18 protein-coding genes are annotated in these 18,587 nt (G+C 49.1%); all 18 read left to right on the top strand.

Annotation, left to right across the window (positions count from 1 at the left end; all coding sequences use genetic code 11):
• The first annotated feature begins 74 nt into the window (after positions 1-74).
• On the top strand, positions 75-518 hold the full coding sequence (gene nusB, locus DXC57_RS03700; protein ID WP_022359937.1) for a transcription antitermination factor NusB: 444 nt from the start codon (positions 75-77) through the stop codon (positions 516-518).
• Between the two features lie 3 nt (positions 519-521).
• Positions 522-1,733 (top strand): exodeoxyribonuclease VII large subunit, encoded by a 1,212-nt coding sequence (gene xseA / locus DXC57_RS03695; protein WP_118651200.1) that lies wholly within the window; start codon positions 522-524, stop codon positions 1,731-1,733.
• Positions 1,734-1,842: 109 nt separating this feature from the next.
• Positions 1,843-2,052, top strand: a complete 210-nt coding sequence (gene xseB / locus DXC57_RS03690; RefSeq protein WP_022359935.1) for an exodeoxyribonuclease VII small subunit — start codon at positions 1,843-1,845, stop codon at positions 2,050-2,052.
• 5 nt (positions 2,053-2,057) lie between these two features.
• Entirely contained in the window at positions 2,058-2,948 is an 891-nt protein-coding gene (locus DXC57_RS03685; protein WP_118651342.1) for a polyprenyl synthetase family protein, read from the top strand.
• 61 nt (positions 2,949-3,009) lie between these two features.
• Positions 3,010-4,890 carry a 1-deoxy-D-xylulose-5-phosphate synthase gene (gene dxs / locus DXC57_RS03680; protein WP_118651340.1) on the top strand — a complete coding sequence of 627 codons (1,881 nt, stop codon included), beginning with the start codon at positions 3,010-3,012 and terminating at the stop codon, positions 4,888-4,890.
• Positions 4,891-4,932: 42 nt separating this feature from the next.
• Positions 4,933-5,781: a TlyA family RNA methyltransferase gene (locus tag DXC57_RS03675; RefSeq protein WP_107000291.1), complete on the top strand. Its 849-nt coding sequence runs from the start codon at positions 4,933-4,935 to the stop codon at positions 5,779-5,781.
• Positions 5,778-6,647, top strand: a complete 870-nt coding sequence (locus tag DXC57_RS03670) for an NAD(+)/NADH kinase (protein ID WP_022359931.1) — start codon at positions 5,778-5,780, stop codon at positions 6,645-6,647. The genes DXC57_RS03675 and DXC57_RS03670 overlap by 4 nt, the downstream gene beginning before the upstream one ends.
• Positions 6,648-6,661: 14 nt before the next feature.
• Positions 6,662-7,111, top strand: coding sequence for an arginine repressor (gene argR / locus DXC57_RS03665; protein ID WP_022359930.1), 450 nt, complete (start codon positions 6,662-6,664; stop codon positions 7,109-7,111).
• 59 nt (positions 7,112-7,170) lie between these two features.
• Positions 7,171-8,838 carry a DNA repair protein RecN gene (gene recN / locus DXC57_RS03660; protein ID WP_118651198.1) on the top strand — a complete coding sequence of 556 codons (1,668 nt, stop codon included), beginning with the start codon at positions 7,171-7,173 and terminating at the stop codon, positions 8,836-8,838.
• Positions 8,839-9,735: 897 nt separating this feature from the next.
• On the top strand, positions 9,736-10,080 hold the full coding sequence (locus DXC57_RS03655; RefSeq protein ID WP_118651196.1) for a hypothetical protein: 345 nt from the start codon (positions 9,736-9,738) through the stop codon (positions 10,078-10,080).
• A gap of 83 nt (positions 10,081-10,163) precedes the next feature.
• Positions 10,164-10,940, top strand: coding sequence for a CpsB/CapC family capsule biosynthesis tyrosine phosphatase (locus DXC57_RS03650; RefSeq protein ID WP_107000287.1), 777 nt, complete (start codon positions 10,164-10,166; stop codon positions 10,938-10,940).
• Between the two features lie 153 nt (positions 10,941-11,093).
• Positions 11,094-11,882, top strand: coding sequence for a Wzz/FepE/Etk N-terminal domain-containing protein (locus tag DXC57_RS03645; protein WP_118651194.1), 789 nt, complete (start codon positions 11,094-11,096; stop codon positions 11,880-11,882).
• Positions 11,883-11,888: 6 nt separating this feature from the next.
• Positions 11,889-12,608, top strand: a complete 720-nt coding sequence (locus DXC57_RS03640) for a CpsD/CapB family tyrosine-protein kinase (RefSeq protein ID WP_118651192.1) — start codon at positions 11,889-11,891, stop codon at positions 12,606-12,608.
• Positions 12,605-13,633 carry an LCP family protein gene (locus tag DXC57_RS03635; protein WP_118651190.1) on the top strand — a complete coding sequence of 343 codons (1,029 nt, stop codon included), beginning with the start codon at positions 12,605-12,607 and terminating at the stop codon, positions 13,631-13,633. Before DXC57_RS03640 ends, DXC57_RS03635 begins: the two co-directional genes overlap by 4 nt.
• A 41-nt stretch (positions 13,634-13,674) precedes the next feature.
• The gene (locus DXC57_RS03630) at positions 13,675-14,313 is read left to right on the top strand and encodes a hypothetical protein (RefSeq protein WP_118651188.1); all 639 of its coding nucleotides are present in this window, start codon (positions 13,675-13,677) and stop codon (positions 14,311-14,313) included.
• A gap of 312 nt (positions 14,314-14,625) precedes the next feature.
• Positions 14,626-16,086 (top strand): sugar transferase, encoded by a 1,461-nt coding sequence (locus DXC57_RS03625; RefSeq protein WP_118651186.1) that lies wholly within the window; start codon positions 14,626-14,628, stop codon positions 16,084-16,086.
• Between the two features lie 473 nt (positions 16,087-16,559).
• The gene (locus DXC57_RS03620; RefSeq protein WP_207665172.1) at positions 16,560-17,603 is read left to right on the top strand and encodes a glycosyltransferase family 4 protein; all 1,044 of its coding nucleotides are present in this window, start codon (positions 16,560-16,562) and stop codon (positions 17,601-17,603) included.
• A 158-nt stretch (positions 17,604-17,761) separates the two neighbouring features.
• Positions 17,762-18,577 (top strand): hypothetical protein, encoded by an 816-nt coding sequence (locus DXC57_RS03615; protein ID WP_147354073.1) that lies wholly within the window; start codon positions 17,762-17,764, stop codon positions 18,575-18,577.
• Positions 18,578-18,587: the final 10 nt, after the last annotated feature.

The following is an 18,587-nucleotide window of genomic DNA, read 5'->3' as shown; positions in this document are numbered from 1 at the left end:
AAGGGATATTTGCGATACCGAGGCAGCAAATCGGGCGTATCAGACGGATAGAAACAGGTAACAGGAGGATTAGTATGACCAGAAGAGAACTGAGAGAACATTGCTTTAAGCTGCTTTTCTGTGCGGATTTTTACCCGACGGATGAGATGCAGGAGCAGGTGGATGTATATTTTACAGAGCCGAAAGAGGAGGACGATGTTCCGAGCGGAATCGGCGATATCATCCATAATCCGATGTTAGACACCTTTGACGGCGGATACGTAAAGAGCAAGGTTGAGAAGATTCTGGATGTGCTTCCGGAGCTTGACAAGGCAATCGATGGGGTTGCACAGGGATGGACTACCCGACGTATGGGCAAGGTGGAACTGACGATCCTGCGCCTGGCATTATACGAGATCAAGTACGATGACGATGTACCGGAGAAGGTAGCGATCAATGAGGCGGTCGAGCTGGCGAAGAAGTTCGGCGGCGATGATTCACCGGCATTTATCAACGGCATTTTAGCGAAGCTGGTATAAGCGATGGCTGGCGTATATTCGGTTTCGCAGGTTAATGCATACATTAAAAATATGTTCGCACAGGACTTTGCCCTGAACCGGATTTCGGTCAAGGGCGAGGTTTCTAACTGCAAATATCATACGTCCGGTCATATTTATTTTACCTTGAAAGACGGTCTGGGAGCGATGCAGGCAGTTATGTTTGCCAGTAGGCGGAAGGGACTTACGTTCCGTCTGGAAGAAGGACAGCAGGTGGTCGTGAAGGGTAGCATCGAAGTGTATGAGCGGGATGGAAGATACCAGCTCTATGCCAGCGAGATCACGCTGGACGGCACGGGCGATTTATTCCGGCGCTTTGAAAAACTGAGAAATGAATTAGAAGAAATGGGGATGTTTTCCCCGGAATATAAAACGCCGATCCCAAAGTATGCAAAAACGGTCGGTATCGTGACGGCGAGCACCGGCGCAGCAATCCGGGATATTATCAATATCTCGGGACGGCGGAACCCTTACGTGCAGCTTGTCCTCTGTCCGGCACTGGTGCAGGGAGCAGGGGCAGCGCCGAGTATCGTGCGGGCGATCCAGACCCTGGATGCGCTGCATCTGGATGTGCTGATCGTCGGGCGCGGAGGCGGTTCGATTGAGGATCTGTGGGCGTTCAATGAGGAGAGTGTGGCGCGGGCGATTTTTGCGTGCCGGACGCCGGTAATCTCGGCGGTCGGGCATGAGACAGACGTTACGATCGCGGACTATGTGGCGGATCTGCGTGCCCCGACTCCTTCGGCGGCGGCAGAACTGGCGGTTTTTGATTACCACCTGTTTGAGCAGCAGTGCATTGCGGCGGCACAGCAGATGACGAAGCGGATGGAGCAGAAGGCGGAGCAGTATGCCTATCGCCTGGAGCAGTTTCGTCTGCGCCTGCAGCTTCACAGTCCGCAGAGCCAGTTAAATGAGAGACGGCAGTATCTGGAAGATGCGAGAGTTAAGATGGCGCGCCAGATGGAGAAAAAGGTGTCCGATCTGCGCCATCGTCTGGAACTGGTGTGCAGCCGGATGGATGGTCTATCCCCGTTAAAAAAGATAAGCGGCGGATATGGGTTCGTGACGGATGCAGCTGGAAAACGTGTGGAGACAGTGACAGGATTGCAAGCTGGGGATACGCTGACCGTCCGTCTGCCGGATGGACGCGTGGAGGCGGAGATCCGGGAGGTTTATCAGGAAAACCTGCCTGGGTAAAAAAGTGGTTCATTGTGTTGCGTGTGAATCATAACAGAGAGATTTGAGAACACGTTTTCTTTCAGGAAAGATTCCGAGAGTATATTAGATAAAACAGGAGGCAGGATCGATGGCAGAAAATAAGGAAGAACTTTCGATCGAGGAAATGTTTGACCGTCTGGATGGCATTATGCGGACGCTGGAGGACAGCCGCAGCACGCTGGAAGAATCGTTTGCGTCGTATGAGGCGGGAATGCGTCTGGTCCGCGCCTGCAGTGAAAAGATAGATAAGGTTGAAAAACAGATTATGGTCGTAAACGGCGAGGAGACGGAGGCGTGACAGAGATGAAAAATGCAAAGGAACGGCTGGCACAGGCAGTCAAGGAAGCGGAAAAGATTGTATATTCTTATCTTCCGGCAGAGGAAGGGCATCAGAAAACGATCTTTGAAGCGATGAATTACAGTGTGAAGGCAGGCGGCAAACGCCTTCGTCCGATTCTGATGCGTGAGGTATACCGTCTGTTTGGCGGTCAGGGAAAAGAGATTGAGCCGCTGATGGCGGCGATCGAGATGATTCATACATCTTCCCTGATTCATGACGATCTTCCATGTATGGACAATGACGAGTACCGCCGTGGAAAAAAGACGACCTGGGTTGCATATGGGTATGATATGGCAGTTCTGGCGGGAGATGCCCTTCTGATCTACGCGATCGAGACGGCGGCAAAGGCATTTGCGATGACGCCGGATGCGGCAAAGGTGGGACGCTGTATCCAGATTTTATCCGAAAAAACGGGTATTTACGGCATGATCGGCGGTCAGACGGTGGATGTGGAACTGACGAATCAGCCGATTCCGAAGGATAAGCTGGATTTTATCTACCGTTTAAAGACGGGAGCACTTTTGGAGGCGTCGATGGTGATCGGAGCCGTGATGGCGGGCGCGAGCGAAGCTGAGTGCAGGACAGTAGAGCGTATGGCGGCGGCGATCGGTCTGGCGTTCCAGATCCAGGATGATATTCTCGACGTTACCAGCAGCCAGGAGGTGCTTGGAAAACCGGTTCTGAGCGATGAGAAAAACAATAAAACCACTTATGTGACATTGGAGGGAATCGAGAAATCGAAGCATGATGTCAAACAGCTTTCGGAGACGGCGGTTGATATCCTCTATTCCCTGCCTGGAAAGAATGAATTCCTCGAAGAGCTGATCGAGATGCTGGTCAGCCGTGAAAAATAAAAAATCCAATCGAAGACCGGGGACGACAGCGGATGTGGAAAACGGTTTGGGGGATGAAAGAATGGTATTAGATACGATAAAAGGACCGGAGGATGTAAAACGGTTGAGCGAGGAAGAACGCAAGGAGCTGGCGGCGGAAATCCGCGAGTTTCTGATCGAGACGACAAGCCGGACAGGCGGTCATTTGGCGTCCAATTTAGGCGTGGTGGAACTGACGATTGCAATGTTCTGCGCGCTGAATCTTCCGAAGGATAAGATTATCTGGGATGTAGGGCACCAGTCCTATACGCACAAGATTTTAAGCGGGCGGAAGGATAATTTTGATGGACTGCGCCAGTATGGGGGCTTGAGCGGTTTTCCGAAGCGGAAGGAAAGCCCGTTTGATGCGTTCGACACGGGACACAGCTCGACTTCGATCTCGGCGGGGCTTGGTATGGCACAGGGGCGCGATCTGCTGGGCGAGGATTATTCGATCGTTTCCGTCATCGGGGACGGCGCGCTGACCGGCGGCATGGCGTATGAGGCGCTCAACAATGCGGGACGGCTCAAGACGAATTTTATTATTGTTTTAAATGATAATAATATGTCCATTTCGGAAAATGTCGGCGGTATGTCGCGGTATCTGAATAATCTTCGTGCAGATGAGGGCTACAATCTGTTGAAGAAGAATGTGGCGGGCACGTTATCGCGGATTCCGATGATCGGTTCGGATCTGGTCGGCACGCTGCTCCGGACAAAGAACAGCATCAAGCAGCTTCTGATTCCGGGCATGTGGTTTGAAAATATGGGAATCACGTATCTGGGACCGGTGGATGGACATGATATTAAGGGGTTGATCCGTATTTTCAGCGAGGCGAAAAAGATCAACCGCGCGGTGCTGATCCATGTGATTACGAAAAAGGGCAAGGGATACCGTCCGGCGGAGAAGAATCCGTCGGCATTTCACGGAGTTGAACCATTTGATATTGAAACGGGAAAACCGCTCCGGAAAAAGGAACATCCGGGCTATACAGATGTATTTTCCAGAGAAATTTGCCGCTTGGCAGCGGAAAATCCGAAGATCGTGGCGGTGACGGCGGCGATGCCGGATGGAACGGGGCTCAAACGGTTCTCGAAAGAATATCCGGACCGCTTTTTCGATGTGGGAATCGCGGAGGAACACGCGGTTACCTCGGCGGCGGGTATGGCGGCAGCCGGTCTGAAACCGGTGGTGGCGGTGTATTCGTCCTTTTTACAGAGGGCATATGATCAGGTCATTCACGATGTCTGTATCCAGAATCTTCCGGTTGTGTTCTGCGTGGATCGCGCGGGACTGGTCGGAAGCGATGGGGAGACGCATCAGGGTATTTTTGATCTGACATTTCTCTCCTCTGTGCCGAATATGAGCGTGATGGCGCCGAAAAACCGTTGGGAACTGGAAAAGATGCTGCAGTTTGCCATCTCCTACGATGGACCGATTGCGATCCGTTATCCGAGGGGCGAGGCGTACCGGGGCTTGAAGGAATTTCTGGCACCGGTCGAGTATGGCGTCAGCGAGATGTTGTATGAGGAGAGAGGGACGGCGCTTCTGGCAGTCGGAAGCATGGTCAGCACGGCAGAGCATATCCGGGAGAAATTAAAGAGTGCCGGGCAGCCGTGTACGCTGGTCAACGGGCGGTTTGTGAAACCGATGGATACCGACGTGATCGACCATCTGGCAGGAACGCACCATACGATCGTGACACTGGAGGAAAATGTCCTGCGCGGCGGTTACGGCGAGCGGGTGACGGATTATGTACAGAAGCATTATCCGCAGATCAAGGTAGTTAATATAGCGCTGCCGGATGCCTACGTCGAACACGGAAATGTGTCGGTGCTCCGGAATGAGCTGGGAATTGACAGTGATTCGATTCTGGCGCAGCTGAAACGTGAAGGTGTGCTGGAGACTGACGCGGAAGCGTGATGGGAAACAAAAGAGTGGCAGCAGCGGAAGGAAGAACATAGAATGAAAGAACGGTTAGATGTACTTCTCGTCAAGAGAGGTCTGGCAGAATCCCGTGAGAAGGCGAAAGCGATCATCATGTCCGGGATTGTATATGTAGAAGATCAGAAAGAAGACAAGGCGGGTACGACCTTCGATGAAAATGCGAAGATCGAGGTACGTGGATCTACCTTAAAATATGTGAGCCGCGGAGGTCTGAAACTGGAGAAGGCGATGACGCATTTCGGAGTGACGCTGGATCAAAAGGTCTGTATGGATGTCGGCGCGTCCACAGGCGGATTTACCGACTGTATGCTGCAGAATGGCGCGGTCAAGGTGTTTTCGGTCGATGTAGGACATGGACAGCTGGCGTGGAAACTTCGCAATGATCCGCGTGTGGTCTGCATGGAGAAGACAAACATCCGTTATGTGACACCGGAGGATATCGGCGAGCCGGTAGATTTCTCTTCGATCGACGTTTCCTTTATTTCCCTGACGAAGGTTTTAGGTCCGGTCAAGGAGATTTTAAGCCCGGGCGGCGAGGTGGTTGCACTGATCAAGCCGCAGTTCGAGGCGGGACGTGAGAAAGTCGGAAAGAAGGGCGTTGTCCGCGAGAAGAGCACGCATCTGGAGGTCATTCAGATGGTGATGGCATATGCGGCAGAGATCGGTTTTGAGATCCGGAATCTGGAATTTTCCCCGATCAAGGGACCAGAGGGAAATATCGAGTACCTCCTGTACCTGCATAAACCGGAACAGGCATCGGAGGAAACTGTGACTGGTGAGGAAGCACTTGCAAAAGCGGAAAAAGAGTGTCCGGTTTCACCGGAACAGGTTGTTGAGGAAGCTCACAGGGAGTTAGACAAAACATGAGAAATTTCTATCTGATTGTAAACCGCGAAAAGCCGCGCGTAGAGGAGGCGGCCGGTTTGATTTGCAGCTTTTTTGCGGAACAGGGCTGTCGCTGCATCCGTCTGGATCGCCATGATGGACTTCGCAGGGACGCAGAAGTGGCTGCGGCATACCGCTATACCGATCGCCGGACGGTGCCGGAGGATACAGATTGTGTGATTTGTCTGGGTGGTGATGGAACGCTGATTCAGGCGGCGCGTGATCTGGCGGGACGGAAGATTCCACTGTTTGGCATCAATATGGGGCATCTGGGGTATCTGACGCAGATCGGGCATGAAGAGGACATTCTGCCTGCCATGCGGGATCTGATGGAAGATCACTACCGTCTGGAAAGCCGGATGATGCTCAAGGGGTGCGTGATTTCCGGCGGGAAGGTCGTCATGGAGGATATCGCGTTGAATGATATCGTCCTGAACCGTATGGGAATCGATGCGTTCCGGTTTGAGCTGGCTGTCAATGGACAGCTGTTTAACGAGTATTCGGCGGACGGCATGGTGGTTGCGACCCCGACCGGTTCGACGGCATACAACCTGTCAGCGGGCGGTCCGATCGTGGCGCCAGAGGCGGATCTGATGGTATTGACACCGCTCTGCCCGCATTCACTCAATTCGCGCAGCATCGTTCTGCCGCCGGATAACCATTTGAGCCTGCGGATTCAGACGACCGGGCGGACGAAGGTTTCGCTGAGCTTTGACGGCGATACGGTGGTTGATATTGAGCCGGGTGATACAATCGAGATAGCAAAATCAGAGATCGAGACGACATTGATTCAGCTCAAACAGGTGCCATTTTTGGAAAATATACGGAACAAAATGAAACAGATATAAAAGGAGTCAGAGCCATGAAAATGGAACGTCACAGCAAGATTGTGGAATTGATTGGAAAATATGAGATTGAAACGCAGGAAGAGCTGGCGGAATATCTGAATAAAGAGGGATACAATGTCACGCAGGCAACGGTTTCCAGGGATATCCGGGAGTTAAAGCTGTCTAAGATCCAGACAGAAAACGGCGGACAGAAATATGCGGTTTTCCATCCTCAGACGGCGTTCAATGATAAATATACCCGTATTCTGCACGATAGCTTCGTTTCCATGGATATGGCGCAGAACATCCTTGTCATCAAGACGGTGTCAGGCATGGCGATGGCAGTCGCGGCAGCGCTCGACGCCATCCATTTTTCAGAGATTGTCGGCTGCATCGCCGGGGACGATACGGTCATGTGTGCAGTCCGTACGGTGGACGATACGATCGTGCTGATGGACAAGATCCGCAAGCTGATTGCGGGATGAGGTAAGGTGGGTTCACGCATTTTTTGCGGGAACCGCTGATAAGGAGGAACGGAAAGCGGATGCTTTATCATTTACGAGTGAAAAATCTGGCTCTGATCGATTCGGCGGAGGTGGAGTTCGGGGACGGACTCAACATTCTGACCGGTGAGACGGGAGCCGGAAAATCGATCATCATCGGTTCGGTCCAGATCGCGCTGGGCGGAAAAGCACCGAAAGAGATGATCCGCCGGGGTTGCGACAGCGCCTACATTGAACTGGTTTTTTCCATCGATGATGAGAGAAAGCGCGAGCAGCTGAAGGAACACGATGTTTACCCTGATGAAGAGGGAATTTTAATCATTTCTAAGAAAATCACACCGACCCGGAGCATCAGCCGCATCAACGACGAGACGGTAACGGCTGCAAGGCTGCGGGAGATCACGGGTCTTCTGATCGATCTGCACGGACAGCATGAACACCAGTCGCTGGTGAATGCGTCAAAACATCTGGAAATCCTCGATGCGTATGGCGGGGAGAAACTTCTCCCATTCAAACAGAATACGGAAGCTGCCTATCGCTTGTATATGCAGTTAAAACAGAAATGTGCCGCATTTGCATCCGATCAGGAGACGAGACTGCGGGAGATGGATTTCTGCCGGTTTGAGATCGAGGAGATTGAAAATGCCGCGTTAAAGGATGGCGAAGAGGAAAAGGTGGCAGCCGATTTTAAGCGGTTTTCCAATGCCAGACGGATCGCTGAGAGTCTTTCACAGGCATATGACGCGGTGTCCGGCGATGCGGTGTCGCGGGCGTTCCGTGAGATCGATGGTGCGATGGCATTTGACGAGGGATTGAAGGGGATCCGTGACGAGCTGTGCGATGTAGATTCCCTTCTTTCAGATCTTTCCAGGGAGATTTCCGGATATATGGACGATATGACCTTTGACGAAGCGGCATTTCAGGAGACACAGGAGCGGCTTGACCTGATCCGGAGCCTGGAAACCAAGTATGGAAAGACGATCCCGGAGGTACTTCAGGCGTTGGAAGAAAAGAAAGCGCGACTGCAGGAACTGGAGAATTACGATGAACTTCGGGAACAGGCGGAAAAAGAACTGGAACAGGCGGAAGCAGTACTGAAAGAACATTCCGAGGCATTGTCAGCAGCGCGTAAGCAGTTTGCCGGGGAGCTGGTGGAGAAGATCGCAGACGGGCTTCGGGAACTGAATTTCCTTGATGTGCAGTTTAAGATGGAGTTTAGGCGGCTGGATCATTACACGGCGGGCGGTATCGACGAGCCGGAATTCCTGATTTCCACGAATCCGGGCGAACCGGTTCGGCCGCTCGGTATGGTGGCGTCCGGCGGTGAGCTGTCGCGTATCATGCTGGCAATCAAGACGGTGCTGGCGGAGACCGATCAGGTTCCAACGTTGATTTTTGATGAGATTGACACCGGTATCAGCGGGCGGACTGCACAGATGGTATCGGAGAAGCTGCGGATCCTCTCCAAATGCCGTCAGGTCATCTGCATCACGCACTTGCCGCAGATCGCGGCGATGGCGGACCAGCACTTCGAGATCCGCAAATCCGCGTCCGATGGACGGACGGCAACCTCCATCCGCGCCTTAGACCGCGAGGCGATGGTGGACGAACTTGCGAGACTGCTGGGCGGCGCGGAGATCACCGAGACCGTGCGGCAGAATGCGGAGGAGATGAAGAAGCTGGCAAAGGAGCGGAAGCTGGAGGTGTGATTATAAATTAAATATAAGATTCGGATTCAGAAAAATGTCGCGTAAGGCGGCATTTTTTTGATCCCCAGATGCCAATTAGGTCGAAGTTTGACCGTTTGCGTCGAAGTGGATTTGGAATAGATGCATATATGATAAAGTTAAAATAGAAAGTATTGGGGATAAAAATAAGAACGGAAGAAATCTTAACTGGAACAAAGACATTTCAAAAAGCAAAAACATGTATTTATAATACGGTGGAATGCGCGTTTATGTGGATATTCCGACCGAATATGGAAAAAACATGGTTGAAGGATCTGGTCACAGGAAATGCATCCTTTTTTGATCTTGTAGCAGTCAGAAGGTTGAACAAGATAAAAACAAAGAAAACCACACAAAATCAACTGTGCAAAATATAAATATGTAATGAAACATTATTGCACAAAAATACAAGGCATGATAGGAGTCTCCGTTTTTCTGGGATTTTGTTTTATATTGTCAGAAAAACAGGACGACATAATATGTATTATGTGGTACATAAGGGGAATACAGAAATAAGCAGAGGTATTTCTTTTTCAAAAATGCTGGATTTTACTGAATTTTTCAAAATCCCTGCAACTCATAAGTTTATAAAATTATGCTGATATGCTTCTAAGGGATTGATTTTTCTGTTTTTTGATGATAGTATCATATTGATTATAAAAACAGGAGGAGACCGCGCACCACATAATGCATATTATGTGGTACAGGGGGAGTATATGGGACGTGAAAACCTCGTTGGGATGAAGTTCGATCATCTTCTGGTTTTAAAAAGAGATGATACGAGGAAAAGCATACATTCCTACTGGCTTTGTCAATGCGACTGCGGAACTATATGTTCTGTAGCCGGGACGCATCTGAAGACAGGACACACCAAAAGTTGTGGCTGCTATCGAAAAAGAAAACCTGCACTTGGGAAAAACCAGAAGCTGTGGCTGCCTTAGGCAGGAACAGAGAAAAGTAAATATGCGCAAATCCATCCATTTTGCAGAAAATACCTGTCTGGAGCGGATCGCGAGCCGGAAAGAGGCAGTGAACAACACCAGTGGACACCGAGGTGTATACCGGAGAGAAAATGGAAAATGGCGTGCCAGCATCGGGTTCCAGGGAAAAGTTTATAACCTTGGGACATTTGTGGACTATGAGGATGCAGTAAAAGCCAGATTGGAAGCAGAGAAAAAGTATTATGACACATTTTTAGAGCAATATCAGAACAGGACGAAGTAGGTGGACAGCAAAAAACGATGGTGTAAGCTGTCTATTTCGTGTGTATTCAGACAGAAAAATGACTGACTAAGGAGAAAAGTGCAATGGCGCGCAAAACGCAGAGAAGACCGGACAAGATAGAGCTGGGTGTGGTGGATATCCATACACACGTGCTCCCGGGGATAGATGATGGGGCAGAGAAAATGGCACTCAGTTACCGGATGCTTCGGAGATCTTATAAGCAGGGCGTCCGGAAGGTGATAGCCACCCCACACTATGTAGCGTATCACTGGCGGACAAAACCGCAGCAGATACAAGAGCTTATGGAGAAGTTGGCGGCTCGTGTCCAGAAGGCGATGCCCGATCTTGAACTCTACCGGGGGCAGGAAATCCAATACTTCGAAGGCATGGTCGAGATGCTTCGGGAAGGAAAGCTTCTGACACTGGCGGGCAGCCGGTACGTGCTGACCGAGTTTCTGCCGACATCCTCCTGGAGCCAGATCGAGGGCGCTGTCCGGGAGCTGACGATGGCGGGCTATCTGCCTGTGCTGGCACATATCGAGCGGTACCAGTGTCTGCGGGAAAAAGGACGCCTGGAAGAGCTAATGAAGGAAGGCGCGTATCTCCAGATGAACTACGGAAGCCTCACGAAACTGAGCCATTTCTGGAAAATAAGGGAGCGCCTGGACCGGAGGTGGTGCCGCCGGACACTTCTAGCCGGTTACATCAGTTTCCTGGGAACCGACATGCATGGCAACCGCCACCGGGTTCCCAACAGTGCGAAAGCCATCGCATGGATCCGGAAAAAGGGAGGCAGTGAGCTTGCCAGACAGCTGTCGATCGAAAATCCGGAAAAGATCATACTGGATGAGAAATTGTAAAAGAATAGATGTTTGCGAAAAAATGCAAATGTTTTTCGAAATCACGTGGTTACAGAACATTGACAAATTCCGTTACCGAGCATGTATGCGTGAACCGTAACATTGTAACAATGTCTGACAGATAAAAACAATACGAAAAGGGAAAAGGAAGGTATGGAAAAGAGAAAAAATCAAGGACAAGAATGGGAAGACGAGGAAGTAATCGATCTGGGTGAAATCTTTTATGCATTACTCCGGAAACTCTGGGTCATCATTGCAGTGGCGGTGCTCGGAGCCGGAATCGGCGGAGCATACAGCTATTTTCTGCTCACACCGCAGTACAGCTCAACGGCGAAGATTTATGTACTGACGAAAGAGACAACGCTGACCTCGTTAGCCGATCTGCAGATCGGCACGCAGCTGACACAGGATTACAAGACGATCATCACCGGTCGTTCCGTTATGGAAGAGGTGGTTGATAAGCTTCATCTGGATATGGATTATAAAGAACTGGTCAGAAAAATTAAGGTGGAGAACCCGTCGGATACTCGTATTTTAAACATTTCTGCACTGGATCCGGATGCGGAGATGGCAAAAAAAATTGTCGATATGACCGCAAAGGTGGCATCCGACTATGTCGGCGAGATCATGGAAATGACGCCGCCGAAACTCATCGAGAGCGGTGAGGTGGCAAACCAGAAAACCAGCCCGAGCAATACGAAAAACGCGCTGATCGGCGCACTGATTGCCGCAGTGATCGTGTGCGGATACATTACACTGACGGTTATCCTGAATGATACCATCCGTTCGGAAGAAGATGTGGAGAAATATCTGGAACTGCCAGTACTGGCAGCACTCCCAGAGAGCAAGATCCACGAACGGGGCGAGAAGAAAGTAAAACGTACCTCTGGTATCTGGGATATCATCAATCCATTTGCCGGAAAAGATAAGAAGGAAAGGTAGGAGACCATGTCAATTCAGAACGGATTCATCCAGATCATACAGGATGAGAAAAGAGATTATCAGTATGAGGAAGCAATGAAGACACTCCGTACCAACATCCAGTTTTCCGGAAATGGGCTCAAGGTCATCATGCTGACCAGTGCAATGTCGGATGAAGGAAAGAGTGAGACCTCCTCCCAGCTTGCGATCTCGATGGCACAGACCGAGGGACGCGTGTTATTTATCGATGCGGATATCCGTAAATCCGTGTTGGTAGCCCGTTTCGGGGGCGGACAGCAGATTTACGGACTGACACAGTACCTGACCGGGCAGCGGCTTTTAGGGGAGGTTCTGTATCACACGAACCTGCCGAACCTGGATATCATTTTCTCTGGTCCGATGGCACCGAATCCGGCAGAGCTTCTGAGCGAGGATGCATTTAGTAAGCTGATCGCGTGGGCGAGAAATGAGTACGACACGATCATCATCGATACGCCGCCGCTCGGAAGTGTCATTGACGGTGCGATCATCGCACAGCGTTGCGACGGAGCGATCCTGGTAGTCGAGAGCGGTGCGCTTAGCTACCGTCTGGTGCAGAAAGCCAAAAGCCAGCTGGAGCGGACCGGCTGCCGGATTCTCGGCGCGGTGCTGAACCGTGTGGACATGGCAGGCAGCGGCTACTATCACAGATACTATGGTAAATATTCGAAATATACAAAATATTATGAAAACGAGCCAGTCAAATGAGAAAGCAGAAAATGATCCGGTGGATCGCCTGGGCGGTGGCAGGAATCGCCTGTGTAGCGGGCGGCATTCATGTTTATCAGAAATATCAAGAAAGAGAAGCGGCAATCCGTGCGATTGAAGCCCGTGATCAGGCAAAAAGCCAGGAGGAAGAAGACCTTGCAAATGGAATTTTGACCTGGAATGGCAAAAAATACCGCCGCAACACGGCGATGCGGGCGATTCTCTGCATAGGTGTTGATACCAAGGGGGAGATGGAAGCCCAGAACGTCGCCGGAAAAGGCGGAGACGCCGATGCACTCTTTTTAGTGGCGCAGGACGCTGCCAAGGATGAGGCACAGATTGTGTTAATTCCGAGAAATACGATGACAGAGATCGAGGTTTTTGATTATTTTGGAAATCCAATCGGAACCGAGACGAAGCAGCTGACACTTGCCTATGCGTTCGGGGACGGACGCGAAAAAAGCTGTGAGCTGACAGTGGGAGCGCTTTCTAAGCTGCTATTTGGACTTCAGATAGACGGATACTTTGCCGTCAATATGGACTCCATCCCCTATTTTAACGACGCGGTCGGCGGCGTACCCATCACGGTTGAAGATGAGATGGTCGCAGAGAAATATCCTGACGATTTCAAGATGGGAGAAACCGTCACTCTGATCGGTGACCTGACGGAGAAATACGTCCGGTTCCGAGATATCAACGAAGATGGTTCTGCTACAGTGCGCCTGCACCGTCAGAAAGGATATCTGAAATCCTTTATTCAGAAAGCCAAAGAAAGCCAGACAGCGGATAAAACAACGATTACGCGCCTGGTAGATGGCATCCAGGAAAAGGCGATCACCAATATGGCAAAAGACCAGTACATGGACATGGGACTTGCAATGTTAAACAGCCCGAAAACCATGGAGGACGGCGATTTTATCGAGCTGTCGGGAGAGATTTATCAGGGTAAATTCGAAGAATTTTATCCGGATATGGATGAGTTAAAAGAGATTGTTATCAATCTTTTTTATAAAGAAAAAGCTTAAAAGGCGCAGGCTTAAAAAGCTGGAAAGGAAAGGGAAGTACAATGAAAAAGAAGTACGCAGCACTTCTGGTAGCAGCCGCTATCATGGCGGTGCCTGGCACTCTGGCCATGGCTGCCGGAAGCCCGAACACAAACGCGACGGTTAGTCACGGAGGAGGACATAGCTCAAGCGCGTCTTCCAAGTCTGCAGGTCTGAATGTGAATGCAGGAACCATCACAAACAAGACCACCACAGGTATCAAGAACAACGGACAGAATGGTTCCAACGGAATCACTGTTTCCCAGGGAACTTCTGGAAGCAACAATGCAGTTGGATTTGCATCCGATCAGCAGATCAAAGACGGCAACAGCTGGGCAGTTGCTGAGAAAGTATTTGAGATCAATGCAGGTATCCCACTGTACCGTGTAACCGGTGATCCGGCTATGGTTGGATACTCTCCGCTGATGCCGGCACAGCAGCTGCAGGCAACTGATGCAAACGGCGCTGTAACGAAAGAAGCAGTGATTGTCAACATTTCAGTTGCAGCCCTGGGCAACGTTCAGAACATCCAGCTGTATTTCTACAATGAGACAACCCATGCATGGGAACTGGCAGCTGTAAACAGTGTTGATTATGCGACCAACACAATCAACGTTACGATGCCGGGCAACGCCATATTTACACTGGTTCATAAGAACTAATCTGTAGATAGGCGGAAAGCGGCAGGAACCTGTTTGGGAAAGCCTGCTGCTTCCCTAAAACAATAAAAATAATTTCTAAATTTCTAACTTTGAGTGGGCCAGACCATTACAAGACCAATATAGATAGATGGTCATGATCCGTCAATGTCAAATAAAAAAGCCAAATTCGTTAGATTATCAGAACGAAAACGAACTGGCGGAATATACCCGAAAACGAAATATCGTTGATTTTGCCGGAAACGGATAAGGGATTTATCTGGAATATAGGTTTCATCCGGAGAACAGGGCAAAAATTGACAAGGGGGAAGAAGTATGTACAAAAGAAATTCGGGCGGCTGGATGAAACACGTTGATTTTATCATCCTGGATATACTCTGCCTGCAGGTAGCACTGACGCTTGCATATGCGTGCAGTGGGTATGGATGGGATATATACACACCGATCTTATATCGGAATGTGGCTATGTTTCTGGGACTGGCAGATCTGATGTTGCTCATATGCCGGGAAACGATGAAAGGCGTGATACGGAGAGGACATTTCCGGGAATTTACCATGACGGTAAAGCAGGCAGTTTTTATAGAAGGAATTGCACTTTTATATCTGTTCCTTTTACAGGAAGGGCAGAACTATTCGAGGCCGGTATTGCTTCTGATGCCGGTATGCTACAGCGTTGTGGCATATGCAGTCCGGGAGCTCTGGAAATGGCACCTACAGAAGAAAAAGACGAGCGACGAGGGAAAAAGCGCCCTTCTGATTGCAGCGAGTGAAGATGTCGTCGAGCGCGTCGTCAAAACAATTAAAGAAAATAACTATGCACAATATATGGTTGCAGGTGTTTCTCTCATCGGAGGTGGAAAATATTCCGTCGGAGAGAAAATAGATGGAGTTCCGGTCGTGGCAGAGGAAGCGGGTATTCCGCACTATGTCTGTCAGGACTGGATCGATGAAGTCCTGGTGGTCACCTCAGACGAGGTGCCGTATCCGGGAAAGCTTTTAAGCCAGCTGATGGAAACCGGCGTGACGGTGCACCTGGGTCTGGCAAAGGTAATGAGTGAGCCGGGGAAAAAACAGTTTGTCGAAAAGATAGGACCGTACACGGTGTTGACAACCAGCATCAACTATGCGTCCTCCTTCCAGCTTTTCTTAAAGCGCGTAATGGATATCATGGGCGGTCTGGTCGGCTGCACAATTACAGTACTATTGCTTCCGTTTGTCGGCACAGCAATCTACCTGGCGTCCCCGGGACCGATCTTCTTCGCCCAGGAGCGTGTTGGTAAAAACGGAAAACGGTTCAAGATGTATAAATTCAGAAGCATGTACATGGATGCCGAGGCACGAAAAGCAGAGCTGATGAAAGATAACCGACTTGGCGATGGAAAGATGTTCAAACTTGATTTCGATCCGCGTGTTATCGGAAACAAGATCCTGCCGGATGGAAGCCACAAGACCGGAATCGGCGATTTCATCCGCCGTACCAGTTTAGATGAATTTCCGCAGTTTTTCAATGTGCTGAAAGGTGATATGTCGATCGTCGGCACGCGCCCGCCGTTGATTTCGGAAACCAATCTTTATGAGCTGCATCATAAAGCCCGGCTGGCGATCAAGCCGGGGATTACCGGGATGTGGCAGGTAAGCGGTCGGAGTGACATTACCGATTTTGAAGAGGTTGTAAGGCTTGACCGAGAGTATATCAGTAACTGGAATATCGGGATGGATATCAAGATACTGGTGAAGACGGTGATGGTGGTTTTGAAGGAGGATGGATCGATGTAATGACCGGTAGAAGAAGAGCCCGGAGACGGATTGGATGTTTGGATAATAAATGTCTACTCAACAAAATCAGTTGAGGTCTGATGGTCTATGGTGGAGTTGAATATGGACAACCAGAGAAAAGCCTGATTTCATGTGGGTTTGCGCGGCTTGACCTTTTCACCTCAACTTGTTTCTGCTTGTCATGGTGCGTTATGACCAGCGTGTTTTCGGGAGTTAATGGCTTCTGGTTGCGCTCTATACTTAACCCACCACAGCGAAAGCTGATAGAGCAGAAAACAGAATGAGGAGGTACGAGGACAAGCCTGCGTATAGATTGTTGCTACAATCTGTATACAGGCTTGTTGTTGTGCTATGAAGTAGGAAAGGTGAATAGTGAAAGACGAGCATGACAATTTAAGGAAAAGAACTGCTGGGATTGGTGTATAAGCCTAGGACAAGAATAGAAACTATGGAATGACGGTTGGAGAGAAGTAATGGAAGAAAAAATCAGACTTGCGGTTTTCGGACAGAAACGTCTTTCGCGTGAAGGCGGGATAGAGATTGTTGTAAAGGAGTTATGCACCCGAATGGCACAGAATGGTTGTGATGTGACTTGCTACAATAGAGCAGGCCATCATGTGAGCGGTGCAGAGTATGACAAAACAATTGAATATGATGGTATCCGTCAAAAGGTTGTTCCGACCATTGAGAAGAAGGGACTTGCAGCGGTAAGCTCTTCCTTTTTTGCAGCACTTTGTAGTGCATTTGGAAGATACGATGTGGTGCATATCCATGCAGAAGGCCCTGCCTTTTTCTGTTGGATACCAAAACTTTTTGGCAAGCGTGTAATCAGCACTATTCACGGTTTGGACTGGGCCCGCGAGAAGTGGCGCGGAAGCGTTGCATCCAAGTTCATTCGTGGCGGCGAAAAAAACGCCGTGAAATATGCGGACGAAATCATCGTTCTAAGCAAAGGCGTTCAGAAGTACTTCATGGATACGTACGGGAGGGAGACGCATTTTATCCCTAATGGTGTCAATCGGCCAGAGGTTCGGGAGGCAAAGTTAATCACTGATAATTTTGGACTGAAAAAAGACTCATACATATTGTTCCTCGGTCGTCTGGTGCCGGAAAAAGGTATTCGATATCTGGTTGAGGCGTTCAAGAATGTCAAGACAGATAAAAAGCTGGTCATCGCAGGCGGCTCTAGCGATACGGATTCCTTTATGGAGGAATTGAAAGACCTGGCGAAGGGCGACGATCGGATTCTCTTTACCGGGTTTGTACAGGGAGCGATGTTGGATGAACTGTACAGCAATGCTTATATTTACACGCTGCCGTCTGATCTGGAGGGAATGCCCTTAAGTCTACTGGAGGCAATGAGCTATGGTAATTGCTGTCTGGTATCTGACATTCCAGAGTGCGCAGAGGTTCGCTTGGGTACGTTTCAGCTATCAGACATCTTCTATAACACAGTCGGTGGAATGATTGGCGGATTGATGTATTGTGCGGTGATGAATGCAAGAAAGCGTCTGTAAAACCGGATGAAATTGTGATATACTGGGAGCGGAAGCTCCCTACGCTGCTCTGATAAACACACACCTCTCCGTGGTGAGCAGTAGGCAACGATCTTATGGTCGGCGAAGATGTGAGAAAAGTAACTATCCATTTTGAAAAAATAATGGAGAAGCGTATTATGGAATTTCAAACAAATATTTTTGAAGGAGTAGAACCGCCATCAAGCAGTAAATACAATTTGATAGGTACAAAACTTCCAACGAGTCAAGATGTGTATTTTGTAAGCAAGTGGCATGAACTTTTTGAACGCTATGAAATGGCGAGAATATTTTTAAGTAAAACTGAGGAAGATAATTGGGATTACTGGTTTGATAAAGTAGATGATGAGGTTACCCAAAAAGGAATTGAATTAATGTTCAAAGCCCAAATGCTTGAAACAGCATTAATAAATTACAACATTCTAGTTGATTTAACATGGACGATGACGTATGTTTCAGCGGAATATGTTTTATACAAATTCGACAATGAAGGTAATGTGACTAATGCGGATGAAATCATTGGTATGCATTCGATTGAAAAGTCATTGGATATGTTGCGAAAGACAGAAAATGGAGTGAGTACGCCGCATGCAGAAGGTAATCCATTTCAATATCTTAAAGTAATGAGACCAGAATTTTCTGATGCAATTGATTTAATTATTGAGTTCTGGAAAGAATTTTCTGAGTCGAATATCAGAAATACATATAACTATATTAAGCACAAAGGTACTCCATGCTACAAGGAAATTGAAGCACTGAGAGATACTCGTTTTTTTAACCTCACTATAGGCAAGGAATCATATCCTACAGATATAAGAGATGTGAGAAAAGTTCTGTCAATAGACGAATTAATGAATGAGTTGAGAAAATTTGATAACGAAAAATTGTATCCGTATGTTGTTGGGCTGATTGAAAAACTGAAAATAGCAGTTTCTCCATCTCCAATGATAATATAATAGAATACAT

The sequence above is a fragment of the Clostridium sp. TF06-15AC genome (genome assembly GCF_003481165.1).
Taxonomy (GTDB): domain Bacteria; phylum Bacillota; class Clostridia; order Lachnospirales; family Lachnospiraceae; genus Otoolea; species Otoolea fessa.
This window is presented reverse-complemented; position numbering and strand designations above follow the sequence as displayed.